The organism is Frankia sp. BMG5.60, assembly GCF_059428125.1.
Genome location: NZ_CM182091.1, coordinates 2620149 through 2634828, shown reverse-complemented (window position 1 = coordinate 2634828; position 14680 = coordinate 2620149). Strand labels below are relative to the sequence as shown.

Sequence of the window (14680 nt, the reverse complement as noted above, 5' to 3'; positions counted from 1 at the left end):
CCGCAGTGTCCCAGACATCCGGGCCGCCTGGGCAGGCATTACAGGGCGGTGTCGCTGACGAACGTGGACACCCCGTCGGCCCATGACTGCAACCATCCGAACACACGGTCGATGATGCTGGCCGCGCTGTTCGGCGAGGTCACCACGAAGAAGAGGATAAACGCGATCGCGCCATACTTGATGATCTTGTCCACGGCGGGCCTCCGGGCCGATTGGTGAAGGGTGCGCACAAAGTATCGTCGCTGCGATCGGCCGAGGTCCCCGAATCGCGCCGATACGCTCAACCTCGTGGTCGGTGAGTGGTATGACGCTTCGGATACGGTCCGTCGGGTCTCGGAACGCCCGAAGGCTACACCGCAGCCGCGGCCCCCGTTCGTCCGGGACCGGGCGCGAGTGCTGCACTCCAGCGCGCTGCGCCGGCTGGCGGGAAAGACGCAGGTCGTAGGCCCGCTCGACGACGATTTCCCGCGGACTCGGCTCACCCACTCGCTCGAGACCGCCCAGGTGGGGCGGGAACTCGCGGCGGAGCTGGGAGCCGATGCGGACCTCGTCGATGCGGCGTGCCTCGCACACGACCTCGGACATCCCCCTTTCGGGCACAACGGCGAGCTGGCGCTGGACGAGGCGGCGGCGGCCTGCGGCGGCTTCGAGGGCAACGCGCAGAGCCTGCGGGAGCTGACGAGACTGGAGGTCAAGATCGTTGATGACGAGGGGCGCAGTGCGGGGCTGAACCTGACGCGCGCGAGCCTGGACGCCGCGACCAAGTACCCGTGGACGCGCCGGTACGCCCCGCCCGAGCACGCCGGCAAGTTCGGCGCGTACGAGGACGACCTGCCCGTGCTGGAGTGGGTGCGCGCGGGCGCCCCGCCGGGGCGGCGGTGCTTCGAGACCCAGATCATGGACTGGGCCGACGACGTCGCCTACTCGGTCCACGATCTCGAGGACGGGGTCGTCGGCGGGCACATCGAGCTCGCCGCGCTCGACGATCCGGGGCACCGCGAGGAGCTGGCGGCCGCCACCGCGCAGCGCTACCCGGGCGCTTCGGCGGCGGCGGTGTCGGCGGCTCTGGACACGCTGCGTGGCCAACCCTGGTGGATCCGTTCGGAGATCACGTCGGCCCGCGGCCAGGCGGCGCTGCGGGCGATGACGAGCGAGCTGATCGCGCGGTTCTCCCGGGCGGCGGTGCGGGCCACGCGGGAACGCCATCCCGAGGGGCCGCTGCGGCGCTACGGCGCGGACCTGGCGGTGGATTCCGCCACGGTGGCGGAATGCGCCGCCCTCAAGGGGGTGACCGCGTGGTACGTCATGGAGCGGCCGGGCGCGCGGACCCGGCAGGCCCGGCAGCGGGAGGTCGTCACCGAACTCGTGGATCTGTTGCTGCGCGGCGCGCCGCGGTCACTGGACCCGTCGTTGCGCGCCCGTTTCGAGGCGTCCCCGGACGACGCCGCCCGGCTGCGGGTGGTCGTCGACCAGGTGGCCCGGCTGACCGACGCGAGCGCCGAGCGGCGCCACGCCGCGCTGCGCGGGCAGCCGGTGCACCGTGTGCTCTGAGCGGCCCGGTCGCCCGTCGGCGCCCGCCCGCGGCGGCTGCGGGTGGCGCCGCGCCGGTCGGCGCGCGCCGCGGGGCGGTGCGGGGTCCTCCACGCGGGTGATCGTCGCACCCCCGGCTGAGGGAACGAACCCGTCCCCACCCGGGGTAGGGGCGCATCCCCCGTCGGAGGGAGGGTCGCCACGGCCGGCCGCGAGGCCACTCTCCCGGCCCGGGATGCAGGTGGCGGCCATTGTCCTCAACATTCCCGTGGCATGATCGGTACTGTCGTGCTTACGACACGTACCATCGCACCGGTAGGACCGATGTGAGCGGCGTCGCGGCCGCCTTCACCGCCGACATCGGCCGGGGGTACGGCGACGGTGCCGTGATGATCGGCTCCGCGGGAACGGGATGGCGCACTACTGGCGGGCGTTCTGCCCCGGGCGAGGTACCTCTTGCCCGACACGGACGAGGGGAGGGACGGGTGGCCGGACGAATCCGTGACGCCGACGTCGCCCTGGTCCGGGAGCGCTCGCCGATCGCGGACGTCGTCTCCGAACACGTCCAGTTGCGCCCGGCGGGGCGTAACGAGCTGGTCGGGCTGTGCCCGTTCCACGAGGAGAAGTCACCCTCCTTCTACGTCAACATGGCCACCGGCCTGTTCCACTGCTTCGGCTGCCAGCAGGGCGGCGACGTCTACTCCTTCGTCCGCGAGATCGACGGGCTGAGTTTCCGGGAGGCCGCCGAGCGGCTGGCCCGCCGCGCCGGGGTCACGCTGACCTTCGAGGGCGGTGGCACCACCGACCGGACCGTGTCCAGCCAGCGTCAGCGGTTGCTGGAGGCGCACCGGATCGCGGCCGAGTTCTACGCCGAGCAGCTCGGCGGCCACTCGTCGGCCCGCGCCGGCTGGGACTTCCTCACCGCCCGGGGCTTCGATCTCACGGCGGCACAGCGCTTCGGCGTCGGCTACGCCCCGACCGGCTGGGACACGCTCACCCGCCACCTGCTGTCGCGCCGCTTCACCGGCGAGGAGCTCGTGCTCGGGGGGCTGTCCAAACAGGGAGCCCGCGGGGGCCTGATCGATCGGTTCCACCACCGGCTCATGTGGCCGATCCGGGACCTCGCCGGCGAGGTGGTCGGCTTCGGCGGGCGCCGCCTCGCCGAGGACGGCTCGCCGAACGCCGGTCCGAAGTACCTCAACACGCCCGAGACGCCGCTGTTCAAGAAGGCGAGCCTGCTCTACGGGGCGGAGCTGGCCCGCCGCGACATCGCCCGGCGATACCAGGTCGTGGTGGTCGAAGGCTACACCGACGTGATGGCCTGCCACCTCGCCGGGGTCACCACGGCCGTGGCGACCTGTGGCACCGCCTTCGGCCCGGAACACGTCGCGGTCGTGCGCCGGCTGCTCATGGACTCCGACGAGCGCCGCGGCGAGGTGATCTTCACCTTCGACGGCGACGCCGCCGGCCAGAAGGCCGCCCTGCGGGCGTTCGAGCACGAGGAGCGCTTCGCCACCCAGACGTTCGTCGCGGTGGAACCCGCCGGGCTCGACCCGTGCGAGCTGTGGATGCGCGGCGGCGACGCCGCCGTGCGCGAGCTGGTCGCCCGCCGCGTCCCGCTGGTGGAGTTCGCGATCCGCGGGGTGCTCGCCCGCTACGACCTCGACACCACCGAGGGCCGCCTCGCCGCCCTGGACGCCGCGGCCCCGTTGATCAACCGGATCAAGGACGCCGGCCTGCGCCACCGCCACGCGGTGAACCTGGACCGCTGGCTGGGATTCCTCGACGAGCGGTTCGTGGCGCGTCGGGTCGCCGAGCACCGGGAGAAGCAGACGGGCGGCCGGTCCGCCGCCGTCGCGTCGGCGGTGGGCCGCCGGGAGCCCGCCGCGACCGACCCGGTCGTCATCGTGGAGCGTGAGGCGCTCAAACTCGCGGTCCAGTTTCCGGGACTTGCAGGGCCGATGTTCGACACGCTGGCCCCGGAGATGTTCACTGTTCCCGCGCACCGCGCCGTCCGTGAGCTCATCGTGGGTCTCGGTGGGGTGGGCGGGGGGCTGGCGAGGACCGGCGACGTCGCCGTGTGGGCGACGGAGCTGTCCGCGGCGGCGACGGAGGAGGGGCTGCGACGTTTCGTCACCGCGCTCGCCGTGGAAAGGGTGCTCTGCGACCACGATGTGGATGATCGTTATGTCGACGAACAGATGTCACGCGTACAGGAGTTGCATGTGACACGTCGGATCACCGACCTGAAGTCGCGAGTGCAGCGGCTTAACCCGGTGGCCGACGCCGAGGCCTTCAACCGTGCCTACGGTGAGCTGATCGCTTTGGAACAGCACAAGCATCAACTCCGGGAGCGGGGCGTAGGTGCCGCGTAACCTGGGTCGATCCCGAGAAGGAAGTGACGAGATTCCGCCCATGAGTCCTACCGTCCTACCCCGCGAAGCCCAGGTGGACGAGGTCAAGGACCTCATCACCCGGGGCAAGGAGATCGGTTTCCTCACCACCGAGGATGTCACGGTCGCCATCCAGGCGGCGGAGCTGCCCCCGGAGCAGGCCGAGACGGTGCTGCAGGTGCTCAACGACGAGGGCATCGAGGTACTCGAGGCGGGGGGTGAGAACCCCGACGAGGCCGATCTCCTCGCCCGCCGGCGCCGCGAGGAGGAGGAGCTCGCGCTCAAGGCACCGACCTCCGACCCGGTGCGCATGTACCTCAAGGAGATCGGCAAGGTCCCGCTGCTCACCGCCGAGGAGGAGGTCGACCTCGCCAAGCGGATCGAGGCCGGGCTGTTCGCCTCCGAGAAGCTCGCGGTGGCGACGAAGAAGACCTCCCCGCAGATGCGGCGGGATCTCGAGGCCATCGAGCGCGACGGGCAGATCGCCAAGCGCAAGCTGGTCGAGGCGAACCTGCGCCTCGTCGTCTCGATCGCCAAGCGCTATGTCGGTCGCGGCATGCTGTTCCTGGACCTCATCCAGGAGGGCAACCTCGGCCTGATCCGCGCGGTCGAGAAGTTCGACTACACCAAGGGCTACAAGTTCTCGACCTACGCCACCTGGTGGATCCGGCAGGCGATCACCCGCGCGATCGCCGACCAGGCGCGCACGATCCGCATCCCGGTGCACATGGTCGAGACCATCAACAAGCTGATCCGCATCCAGCGGCAGCTCCTTCAGGACCTCGGCCGCGAGCCGAGCCCGGAGGAGATCGCCAAGGAGATGGACCTCACCCCGGACAAGGTCCGGGAGATCCTCAAGGTCTCCCAGGAGCCGGTCTCGCTGGAGACGCCCATCGGTGAGGAGGAGGACTCCCACCTCGGCGACTTCATCGAGGACTGCGACGCTGTCGTCCCGGTCGACGCGGCGAGCTTCATCCTCCTGCAGGAGCAGCTCGACTCGGTCCTGCATACCCTCTCCGACCGGGAGAAGAAGGTCATCCAGCTCCGTTTCGGGCTCACTGACGGCCATCCCCGCACGCTGGAGGAGGTCGGGCGCGAGTTCGGCGTCACCCGTGAGCGCATCCGGCAGATCGAGTCCAAGACGCTGTCGAAGCTCCGCCACCCGTCGCGATCGCAGAAGCTGCGCGACTACCTGGAGTAGACGCGCCTGAGTGGTCACTCGGGTCGTTGACCGTGGGTGGCGACAATATTACTCTTGGCTAGTATCGGTGTCCTGATCCTCGGTGGTTGCTGTCCATCGATGCTCGTCGGCCCGGTGCGCGGCGGCACGTTCAGTGCCGTCTGTCCGGCCGAGAGGATGGCGAGCATGGCTGGCAGGGGATCCACCGTCGCACGCCGGCTACGCCCGCTGGCGGGATTCGCCATGGCGACAGCCGGTGCGCAGAACTTCCTCGGCGCTCGATGGGTGTCTGCGCTACTGGCCGTGACCCCGGCCGGCCGGCGCCCGGCGGTCGCGCTGGGCCTGCTGGCCTGGAGCCCGCACTACTTCCAGCCTGGCGAACATGACCGTCACGCCGCGGCCGAGCGCAACCGGCGCACCCGGCAGGTGCTCGCCGACGAGATGCTTGGCCGTTACCTGCATGCGGACGACGATGTCCTCGACGTCGGCTGCGGCCCCGGCTACCTGGCCGCGGCCGTGGCGCCACGGGTCCACTCGGTGACCGCGGTCGACGTCTCCCGCGGGGCGCTCGCCTGCGCGCGGGTGTTGAACCCGGCCCGCAACCTGGACTACGTCACCGTCGACGAGTTCATCCGCGGTGGCCGTGACGTCGACGTCGTCTACTCCGTCGCGGTCGTGCAACACCTCACCGACGAGGTGTTCGCGCGCGCGCTGCGTGGCTGGCACACCGCACTGCGCCCCGGCGGCCGGTTGCTCGTGCACGTGGTCGTCGACGATCCCCGCTGGCGGACCGAGGCGCAGTGGCGCGCCGAGCGGGGGTTGGCGGGCCGGCTGAAGCTCCGGTTCGCGCTGAACTGCTTCGGCCGCAGCGCCGACCAGGTGCGTCGACTCGTGACGGCGGCCGGATTCGGCGATCTGGATCTCGTGCCGGTGGCCTCGCTCGTCGACGTCGACGACGACGTCGCCGGTCAGCATCTACTGGTCGCCCGGCGCCTTGACGTGGCCGCGCAGTCCGTGGCGACGCCGTCGCGCGGGCTCCCGGTGCCGGCTCAGGCGACGCCCGTCGAGCCGTTCGATCTGGAGCCGTTCGATCTGGAGCCCATCGTTCCGGCGACGGCGGACAACGACCCGACCCGCTGAGCGACCCGACCCGCTGAGCGGACTGTGCCGGCTGAGCGAGCTGGGTCCGCCGCGGCGGACGCGGTGGAGCACGACCACGCCCGCCGGAACCGCCGCGATCAGCCCGCGGCGCCCTCGCCGAGCAGCAGATCGAAGTAGCGCCCGCGGTCGAACGGGTTGTCCTGGTCCGGCTTCAGGTCCGCCTCGAGCGCGGCGTGCAACGCGGCGGCGATCTCCTCGGCGGCCTCCCGCTCGTAGCCGACCAGCGCCGGACCGGCGATCTCGCGGTTGTGGGCGGTGTCCAGCGCGACGACGGGCACGCCCATCATCCGGCCCTCGGCCATGGGGTAGCCGAAGGATTCGAGCTCGGCCGGGAAGAAGATGGCGTCGCACCGGATCATCATGTCGATGACCGTGGTCGCCGGGTGCTCCCTGACGAGCCGCAGGCGTGGATGGTGCGCCACCGCGGGATCCTCGATCAGGTCCGCCCGGCCGGTGACGGTGATCGTGGCGTCGATGTGGTGGGGCGGTCCGGCGAGGATGTCGAGGGCCCCGAGCCCCGCCCGCAGGCGGCGGGCCATCAGCTTGTGCGGGGTGATGATGATGGGGCACAGGAAGTCCACCGTCCCGGCGCCCGCGTCCCGCTCGCGGCGCTCGTCCGAGCGGACCCGCAGCAGGTGCGGGTCCGGCGGCGTCACCGGGTTGAACGCCACGACCACCCGGTCCCGGGCGGCCGGCATGATCCGCAGGACCCGCTCGGCCATGCTCGTCGACGGAACGAAGATGTGGTCGGCCCGGCGCATAGCCGCCCACACGACCGGGGCCTGCGCGTGCACAGCCGGGCCGATCCGCAGCCCGAGCGTGCGCACCTCGTCCATCCGCAGGAAGTGCTGGGGGCCGTGGATGAGGACCCGGCGCTCGCGGCCGGTCAGCGCGAAGGACACGTTGTTCAGCGCCAGCGAGCGGTCGTACCGGTCGCCGGGGCGCTCCCGGCGCAGCAACCAGGGGGCGGTCAGGACGCGGTCGCGCCCGGTCACCCGCAGCTCGGGCAGCCGGCGGTCCTGCAGGTAGAGGTCGAACTCGTTCAGCAGGCGTTTCGCGCCGCCGATGCGGGCGCCGGCGCAGTCGACCAGGATCTTCATCATGCTCCCGAGTGAGAGGGTGCGCCGGCGCGCGCCTTGCCGCGCGGGGCGTCCGCCGGCTGGTCCGGGACCTCCGCCCCGCCGAGGGCGGCGGGCGGACGCCCGGTCAGGGCGGTGAACACGAGCCGGACGTAGTCGTCCGGCCGGGTGGCAGCCGCCGCCCACTCGGCGGCGCGCCGCCCGGTGCGGGCGAGGCGCGCCCGGTCGGCGAGCATGGCGCGCAGCACGTCGGCGAGTGCCTCGGCGGACTCGTCGACGGGGGTGGAGCCGGTGACGCCGTCCTGGTAGGCGTCGTGGCTGCCGCCGGAGGCCGGGCCGACCACCGCGCACCCTGCGAGCTGGGCCTCCAACAGCACGATGCCGTAGCCCTCGCCGCTGGCGGCCGGTCCGCGCGGTCGGGTGCGGGTGCACAGGGCGAACAGGTCGGCGGTGGCGTAGAACCGGGCGAGGTCCTCGTCGGTCGGGGACTCGTGCAGCTCGGTGTCGGGATCCGCGGACACCAGTTCGTGCAGCGCACCCGGAGCCGGTCCCTGGCCGGCCAGCACCAGCCGGACCGGCCCCAGGGTCTGCCGGACGGAGCGCACCGCCTCCATCAGCACCGCCGCGCCCTTGCCCGCCCAGTCGGCGAGCCGGAAGACGCTGAGCATGGTGGGGACCGGCGGTAGCGGCCGTCGCCGGCTCGCCTCGGCGAGCAGCATCGTCCGCCAGGCCGGGGAGATGCCAGGCGGCAGGATGGGGGCCAGGCCGACAGTGGACAGCGCCCCCGCGCTGTAGGAACTGATCGTGAGCGGGTGCAGCAGGGGGTCGGCCCGCAGGATCGCCCGGTCGGCGGCGCGCATGCCCCAGATGTCGGTGCCGTAGAACAGGACCGGGCCGAAGCGGGCCCGGGTCAACCGCAGCGCGGCGGCGGCGACCGGGATGAGGTTGGCATGGCCGGCGACGACGCTGTCCGCGGGGCCGAAGCGCCGGGCCTGGTCGAGTGCCCGCAGGGTGAAACGGGCGCGGGCGGCGGCGGTCAGCTCGACCCCCGGTCCCAGCATGTCGATCCGCAGCAGGTCTGCCCCGCCGGCACGCAGCGTCTCCTCGACGGTGGTGAGGTAACGCTCGATGCCGCCGCCGAGCCCGCGCGAGACGGTCAGCAGCAGCACGCGCGCGGGCTGGTCGAGTGCGGGCGCAGGGGAGGGGGCAGGGAATCGGCGAGGAAGCGGCACGGAAGGTGATGCTAATCTCTCGCGGGGTGTTGGCTCCGTGTTGAGTGCCGTGTCATCGGCACGTTGAGGATTGAGTAACCCACTCTCAGTGTCCTGTGCGCGGGGCGGGAAGGGCGTCGGGGGAGCCGTCCGGACCCGGACGGCGGGACCACCGGTTCTTCTGGCGCAGCGCCGGCGCCTCCACGGTGGTCCAGCTCGCCGCGGCGAGCAGCACCGTCACGACCGTGGTCAGCGGCAGGTAGACGAGGGCGCCGAGCCGGTGCAGGCCGTACACGGTGGCGAGCTGCTGGATCGGGAAACCGTAGATGTACAGGCCGTAGGACAGGTCGCGGCGGGAGCCGACCCGGCGCAGCGGCAGCCGGACCGCAAGCCACGCGATCAGGTACGCCATCGGCAGCGCGGACACCAGGTGCTGGTCGGTGATGAAGAACGACGCGCCGAACGCGAGCGCCGCCGCGGCGGCCAGCCGGCCTGACAGCGGGATGCGCTCGGCGTACAGGCACAGCACGGCGCCGGCGAGGAAGTGCAGCCCGAATCGGGCGAGGTCCGTGGAGAAGGGCGCCGGCAGCAGCGCGCCGCCGGGGCCCAGCGGGTGGATCGCGGCGAGCAGCAGCAGCGCCGCACCGACGGCGAGAACCGGGCGGCGGCGCAGCAGGCCCACCGCCGCGAGCGCCGCGGTGCCGAGGTAGCACAGCACCTCCCACCACAGTGTCCACAGCGAACCGTCCCAGGCGACCGGCATGCCCGAGCCGGGCAGCGGGAAGAAGGTGCCGGTGGGCGTGCCGGCGATGTCGTAGAAGCGCATCCTGACCAGCGCGTTGTCGGTGAGGTAGCGCAGCGCGCCGTGCGAGCCGGTCAGCGGGTAGCCGCGAAGCGAGCCGGTGTCGTGCAGCCAACCCAGGGGCGCTACGACGAGGGCGACCAGCAGGAGGCACGCCCAGAAGGCCGGCAGGATGCGCAACGCCCGGTGCCACAGGAAGCGGGGGAGGCTCAGCCGCGTGCCGCTGCGGGTCACCAGGAAGCCGCTCACCGCGAAGAAGCCGTTGAGGGCGACCGCATCGTACTCGTGGTGGCCCAGTGCAGGTGTGCGGTGTCCACTCAGCGCCCAACCGTGGCACAGCAACACCGTCGCCGCGAACAGCAACCGCAGCGCCGCGCCGCTGTTCGGCCCCGCGAAGGCCGTGGCGAGGGTGGGCCGGGGTCCACGCACCGCCTGTCCGGCGCTCGGGGTGGTCGCCGAGGCGGGGGACCCGCTCGGGCGCGCGGCGGCCGGCGTGGGGAGGGCGCTCGCGGTCGGTCCGATGCCCGATTCCATCAGAGGCTCCTTCGCGGCCGACACAGGGCCGACGGTGGTCCCGACGCAAGGTCGACGATGATGCGTCACGATGGCATTACTCTATGTGAACATCGGGCCTCGCCTCTGAGGCCGAGGACGCGTGCCGTGCCCGCGCGAAAGGAGTCGTACATGGAACTCGATCTGCGGTATCGCAATGGCGGCAACTCCGACCTGCTCGACCTGATCGACATCCGGCCTGGGCGGGCGCTCGACTGCGGCTGCGGGGCGGGGGACAACGCCCGGCTGCTGCGCGCCCGGGGCTGGCGCGTCACCGGTGTGACGATCGATCCCTCGGAGCGGACGGCCGCGGGCGTGGAGTGCGAACAGGTTGAACTCGCCGATCTCAACGACGGGCTGTCCTTCGCGCCGGACGGCAGCTACCAGCTCGTCCTGCTCTCCCACATCCTGGAACACCTGGCCGAGCCCGCGCCGCTGCTGGCCGAGGCCCGCCGGGTCGTCGACCCGGCCGGGCGCATCCTGGTGGCGCTGCCCAACGTGCTGCACTACCGGCAGCGCGCACAGTTCCTGCTCGGGCGCTTCGAGTACACCGAAACCGGGCTCATGGATGCCACCCACCTGCGCTTCTACACGGTGAACTCGGCGCGGCGCCTGCTGGCGGACAACGGCTTGCGCCTCGTCGCCCACTCGACGACCGGCGGCCTGCCGTGGTGGCGCAGCCGCGAGGTGCTGCCGCGCGGGCTGACGCGCGGTGCCGACCGCAGTGTTCTCGCCCGGTGGCCGAACATGTTCGCGTGGCAGGCGCTGTTCCTCGCCGCCCCGGCCCCCGCCCCCGCCCCCGCAGCCCCCGCCGTCGGCGTCGGCGTCGAACCCGGCGCGCCCGCAAGCACACCCGTGGTCGTGCCGGCACAGAGCCCGGGGTCGTCGAGGCCACCGGCGGTCATCGGGCAGCTCGGTGCCGAGGCCGAGGCCGGCCGGCGGACACCGCCCCGGCGGCCGTGAGAGCGGGACCGACAACCCACGTCGGCCATCGGCGACCCGCAGTAGGTCGGCGCGGCGGGGCCCACCACCCGGGGCGCGCGACGCTCAGGTGGCGCGGGGACCGCTGCGGCAGCAGATCCGTCGCCACCCGGATCGCGACCAGGACGACGCCCAGCACCGCGACGGACCGCGCCACCGTCACGGTGGCGAGCACGGGCGGGATGCCGACATCGAACGCCACCTGGATGAGCAGGATGCGGATCGCCACCATGGGTACCGTCGTCGCGGCACACCGCCGATAGCCGGCGTCGAGGGCGAGCATCCAGCCGCAGATGAGCAGGGTCGCTCCGCCCAGCCCGAGGTTGAGCGCGGCGTCGCCGAAGGCGGTGATGGTCGAGAAGGTGGGTACCTCGCGCGGAAGCTCGAAGACCGCATAGCTCACGGCGTGGCCGTAGTCGACCGGCGGCTTGTCCGGATAGAGGAACCGGGGCACGGCGCTGGCAGCCTGGTCGGCGAGGTCGACGGCCTGGCGGGCAGCCGGATCGTGCCGTTGGTCGAGCGCCCGCAGCAGGTACGGGCGGTAGTCCAGCCGGCGGGCGATCGCCTCCGGCGTCTGGCCCACCGAGACCGACGCCGGCCCGTGCTGGCCGTGCTCGGCGCTGATCGTGGCGCGCACGGCCGACCCCAGTAGGAACAGGGCGACACCCGCGGCGCCGAGGAGCACCACCGGCGCCGGGTGGCGCGCGGGCCGCCGGGCGAGCGGGCGCCCGTCCCGCCGGGCGCGCGCCTGGCCGGCCGGAAGGTCCGCCGCGGCGGGCCCGGGCGGGCCCGAGCCGGCCGGGCCCGCAGGGCGCCCTGCAGCGATCGCCACTGCCAGGCACATCACCGGCGCCGCGCCGCGAAAGCCGGTGAACGGCAGCGCGAGCAGGTGCAGCCCGAGCAGGCCGGCGGCGGCGATCGTGGCGGGCGGCGACGCGTCGGTGCGGTGCAGGACGACGGTGGCCGCGGCGGCGAGGACCGGCCCGAGGGCGCCGAACAGCCCGGCGTACCCGCCGCCGCTGCCGCCTCCGCTGACCTGGCTCACCACTCCGACCGAGCCGGAAATGATCATTAGTATCTCGACGACCAGGGCTGCTGCGGAGACCGCGATCGTGCCGAGCGCCATCCGCAGGCTCGCTGTCGGCGGGTTCGCTGTCGGGGCGGCCCCGCGCCCGGTCGCCGACCGGCCGCGGGGTCCGAGGCCGGCGGCCAGCACTATCGCGGCGATCCACAGCGCCGCACAGGTGTCGGCCCGGCCGCCGTCGATCACCCCGGTACCCGGTAACAGGACGTCGCGGGCCGGTGCCAGCCGCCCGGCGAGGACGAGACAGAACACCACCGTGACCAGACAGGTGGCACTGAACCGGGACAGCGCGCGTCGGGCGGCGACGGCACCCGCCACGGCGACGGCGACGCACCAGCCGCCGGGCAGTCCGGCGGCCACCGCCGCGAACACGAGCGGCGGGGCTCCCAACGCGGGCAGTGTCCCCGGCGGGCGGGGGACGTACGGTCCGGCTACCGCCATGCCGTCCAGTGGGCCGCGCGCGGCTCGTCGGCCCTCGGGTCGCCGAGGGGCGGCAGGGGGCCGAGGCCGTCGAGCAGGCCGTGGCGGACCAGCGCCGTCGTCTCGAGTCCCCGCCCGCGCACCACGTCCAACACCACACTGCGGGGCAGGACGACGGTCGCGGTGACGGCGGCGACCAGCGTCGTGCGCAGCCGCCAGCCGCGGATGCGGGTGAACCACAGCCGGTTGCGCACGATGTAGTAGGCGTTGCCGCGGCGGGGGATCGTGGTGCTGCCGGTGTGCCAGGCCCGGTGCGGGCTGAGCACGACACTCCACCCGGCCTCCCGGACCCGGTAGCAGAAGTCGACGTCCTCGAAACCGAGGAAGTACCGGCCGTCGAACGGGACCCGCCGCAGGCATTCGGCCTTGATGAACATCACCGCGCCGGTGACCCAGTCCGCCTCGCAGGGCCGGTCGTCGGGGGGGCGCCGGGCCCGCGGCGCGACGAGGACCGGGCTCAGCCGCGCCGAGCCGGACTGCAGGCCGTCCCCGTTGATGAGGGTGGGGGCGACGACGCCGATGTTGGTGCCGGTCAGTAGGTCCAGACACGCCCGGATCGTCGCCTCGTCGATCCGGATGTCGTTGTTGACCAGCAGGTAGGCGCCCGCCGCCGGGTAGTCCCGGACGGCGAGCTGGAAACCGCCGCCGAAGCCGAGGTTGCGCGGCGGCAGGATCCACGCCACGGAGGTCGCCAGCTCCGCCGGCCGGGTCGAACCGTCGTTGGCCACGACGGTGACCTGGGCGATCGCCGGGCTCGCATCCAGGCGTTCCGCGAGTTCGACCGTGGGCTGGTGCGGGCCCCAGTGGACGATGACCGCCACGGTCTTCATCGGGCCCCCTACCTCGGTCGAGCGGAGCGTGAGTCCTGGCGGCCGCGGGACGGCGCCATTGATTGGATGCTGAGAGTAGCAGAATAGTGTCACGCTGTAAGGCAAGGTGGGGGTGTCGGCTCGCCGTGGCGAGGGTGTGGCGCCCGATCGATCTCCCGAATGATTGCTAGAAGTAGTTGAACGATGCCTTAGAGTGATGATATGGCTGGAGCATCCTCGGTCCCGGCGGCCGAAGACGAGCAGGGAACCGCGTCGAGCGGTCCGGCGACGGGCGGGATACCCGGACCTGGTCGGCCGGCCGTGCCGGCGGCCGACGCGCCCACGGTGCTCGTCGAGGACCCGGCGTCCGGCGGCGAGCGCGCTCCCACCGCCGGGTGGCGGATGCTCGCCGGCCGGCTGGCCCGCGGCCTCGGCGAGCTACTGATTACCGCCGGGATCGTCGTCGCGCTGTTCCTCGCCTACCAGTTGTGGGTCACCGACCTGTTCGCCGCGCGGACCCAGGATCGCCTGCACCACCAGCTCGAGCAGGCCTGGCAGCGGCCCCCGGCGCCGCGGGCGCCCGCCGGCGATCGGGTGCGGCCGGCTCCGCCGCCGGTCGATCTCGGCGACGGTCTGGCGATCCTGCGGGTGCCGCGATTCGGTCGGGACTATTCCCCGGTCGTCGTGGAGGGCGTCGCCGCCGCTGACCTGCGGCGCGGACCAGGCCATATTCCGGGCACGGCCATGCCCGGTCAGCTCGGCAACTTCGTCGTTTCGGGGCATCGGACGACGTATGGAAAACCGTTTAGTCGTCTCGATGAATTGAAGGTTGGCGATCCCCTTGTCGTCGAGGTGCGGGACCGTTACTACACCTACCGGGTCACCGGCTCCGAGGTCGTGACACCGAACCGGGTGGATGTCATCTATCCGGTCCCCGAGCGACCGGGAGTTGCGCCGACCAAGGGCCTGATCACCCTGACCACCTGCCATCCGAAGTTCTCGGCGAGCCATCGACTGATCGTGTACGGCGAGCTGGTCGACACCACCGCGAAGTCCGCCGGGGCGCCCCCGGCGCTCAGGGGAGAGTGAGCGATGTACGCGTGGCTCTACCGTCACCTGCCCGGTCCGCCCCGGCTCCGGCTGACCCTGGCAGTCGTTGCGGTCCTTGCTGCCGTCGCCTTTTTGATGTTGGTGGTCTTCCCCGCGGTGGAGACGGTGTTGCCTAACGGTCGAGTCACACTGGGTGACTGATAGGAGCCGGCCCGGCGGCGGCGGGCCGCCGGCCTACGCTCGTCCGCCGCCGGACCAGCGGATTAGTCGAAATGGCGACGGCCTGGTCCCATCGGGTAGCGGAGTGGAATTCGGCAACGCCTTCCCGGGCATTAGGACCCGATGGTCGTGGGAGCGCGCCGGGGACA

12 protein-coding genes are annotated in these 14680 nt (G+C 72.5%); 6 read left to right on the top strand and 6 right to left on the bottom strand.

The features are described 5' to 3' along the window. Positions 1-38 precede the first annotated feature (38 nt). The gene (locus AC5R91_RS10555; RefSeq protein WP_495396968.1) at positions 39-194 is read right to left on the bottom strand and encodes a hypothetical protein; all 156 of its coding nucleotides are present in this window, start codon (positions 192-194) and stop codon (positions 39-41) included. 94 nt (positions 195-288) lie between these two features. Here AC5R91_RS10555 and AC5R91_RS10550 point away from each other — a divergent pair, with 94 nt between their 5' ends. The 4 genes from AC5R91_RS10550 to AC5R91_RS10535 all read left to right on the top strand — a co-directional run bounded on the left by AC5R91_RS10550 (position 289) and on the right by AC5R91_RS10535 (position 6243). Next, positions 289-1551 carry a deoxyguanosinetriphosphate triphosphohydrolase gene (locus AC5R91_RS10550; RefSeq protein ID WP_495396967.1) on the top strand — a complete coding sequence of 421 codons (1263 nt, stop codon included), beginning with the start codon at positions 289-291 and terminating at the stop codon, positions 1549-1551. Positions 1552-2015: 464 nt separating this feature from the next. Next, the gene (gene dnaG, locus AC5R91_RS10545; protein WP_495396966.1) at positions 2016-3905 is read left to right on the top strand and encodes a DNA primase; all 1890 of its coding nucleotides are present in this window, start codon (positions 2016-2018) and stop codon (positions 3903-3905) included. Between the two features lie 40 nt (positions 3906-3945). Next, positions 3946-5124: an RNA polymerase sigma factor gene (locus tag AC5R91_RS10540; RefSeq protein WP_009739720.1), complete on the top strand. Its 1179-nt coding sequence runs from the start codon at positions 3946-3948 to the stop codon at positions 5122-5124. Positions 5125-5289: 165 nt separating this feature from the next. Next, a complete protein-coding gene (locus tag AC5R91_RS10535) occupies positions 5290-6243 on the top strand; it encodes a class I SAM-dependent methyltransferase (protein WP_495396965.1) in 954 nt (317 codons plus the stop codon). A 98-nt stretch (positions 6244-6341) separates the two neighbouring features. Here AC5R91_RS10535 and AC5R91_RS10530 read toward each other — a convergent pair whose 3' ends face one another. The 3 genes from AC5R91_RS10530 to AC5R91_RS10520 all read right to left on the bottom strand — a co-directional run bounded on the left by AC5R91_RS10530 (position 6342) and on the right by AC5R91_RS10520 (position 9890). After that, positions 6342-7364 (bottom strand): glycosyltransferase, encoded by a 1023-nt coding sequence (locus AC5R91_RS10530; protein WP_495396964.1) that lies wholly within the window; start codon positions 7362-7364, stop codon positions 6342-6344. Beyond that, on the bottom strand, positions 7364-8575 hold the full coding sequence (locus tag AC5R91_RS10525; protein WP_495396963.1) for a glycosyltransferase family 4 protein: 1212 nt from the start codon (positions 8573-8575) through the stop codon (positions 7364-7366). Before AC5R91_RS10525 ends, AC5R91_RS10530 begins: the two co-directional genes overlap by 1 nt. 85 nt (positions 8576-8660) lie before the next feature. After that, positions 8661-9890, bottom strand: coding sequence for an acyltransferase family protein (locus AC5R91_RS10520; RefSeq protein ID WP_495396962.1), 1230 nt, complete (start codon positions 9888-9890; stop codon positions 8661-8663). A gap of 150 nt (positions 9891-10040) precedes the next feature. On the opposite strand from AC5R91_RS10520, the gene AC5R91_RS10515 reads away from it, so the two are divergent. Continuing rightward, positions 10041-10871, top strand: a complete 831-nt coding sequence (locus AC5R91_RS10515) for a class I SAM-dependent methyltransferase (RefSeq protein ID WP_495396961.1) — start codon at positions 10041-10043, stop codon at positions 10869-10871. On the opposite strand, the gene AC5R91_RS10510 is transcribed toward AC5R91_RS10515, so the two are convergent. Both AC5R91_RS10510 and AC5R91_RS10505 read right to left on the bottom strand, forming a co-directional pair. Continuing rightward, positions 10810-12414, bottom strand: coding sequence for a hypothetical protein (locus AC5R91_RS10510; protein ID WP_495396960.1), 1605 nt, complete (start codon positions 12412-12414; stop codon positions 10810-10812). The two genes, AC5R91_RS10515 and AC5R91_RS10510, sit on opposite strands and share 62 nt — an antisense overlap. Beyond that, the gene (locus AC5R91_RS10505) at positions 12405-13283 is read right to left on the bottom strand and encodes a glycosyltransferase family protein (RefSeq protein ID WP_495396959.1); all 879 of its coding nucleotides are present in this window, start codon (positions 13281-13283) and stop codon (positions 12405-12407) included. Before AC5R91_RS10505 ends, AC5R91_RS10510 begins: the two co-directional genes overlap by 10 nt. 201 nt (positions 13284-13484) lie before the next feature. On the opposite strand from AC5R91_RS10505, the gene AC5R91_RS10500 reads away from it, so the two are divergent. Further along, positions 13485-14351, top strand: coding sequence for a class E sortase (locus tag AC5R91_RS10500; protein ID WP_495396958.1), 867 nt, complete (start codon positions 13485-13487; stop codon positions 14349-14351). Positions 14352-14680 lie beyond the last annotated feature (329 nt).

Bases quoted from the DNA above. Each gene is read 5' to 3' on its own strand.
- AC5R91_RS10540 (WP_009739720.1), top strand. From the start codon at position 3,946: ATGAGTCCTACCGTCCTACCCCGCGAAGCCCAGGTGGACGAGGTCAAG.
- AC5R91_RS10535 (WP_495396965.1), top strand. From the start codon at position 5,290: ATGGCTGGCAGGGGATCCACCGTCGCACGCCGGCTACGCCCGCTGGCG.
- AC5R91_RS10500 (WP_495396958.1), top strand. From the start codon at position 13,485: ATGGCTGGAGCATCCTCGGTCCCGGCGGCCGAAGACGAGCAGGGAACC.
- AC5R91_RS10515 (WP_495396961.1), top strand. From the start codon at position 10,041: ATGGAACTCGATCTGCGGTATCGCAATGGCGGCAACTCCGACCTGCTC.
- AC5R91_RS10505 (WP_495396959.1), bottom strand. From the start codon at position 13,283: ATGAAGACCGTGGCGGTCATCGTCCACTGGGGCCCGCACCAGCCCACG.
- AC5R91_RS10510 (WP_495396960.1), bottom strand. From the start codon at position 12,414: ATGGCGGTAGCCGGACCGTACGTCCCCCGCCCGCCGGGGACACTGCCC.
- AC5R91_RS10530 (WP_495396964.1), bottom strand. From the start codon at position 7,364: ATGAAGATCCTGGTCGACTGCGCCGGCGCCCGCATCGGCGGCGCGAAA.
- AC5R91_RS10520 (WP_495396962.1), bottom strand. From the start codon at position 9,890: ATGGAATCGGGCATCGGACCGACCGCGAGCGCCCTCCCCACGCCGGCC.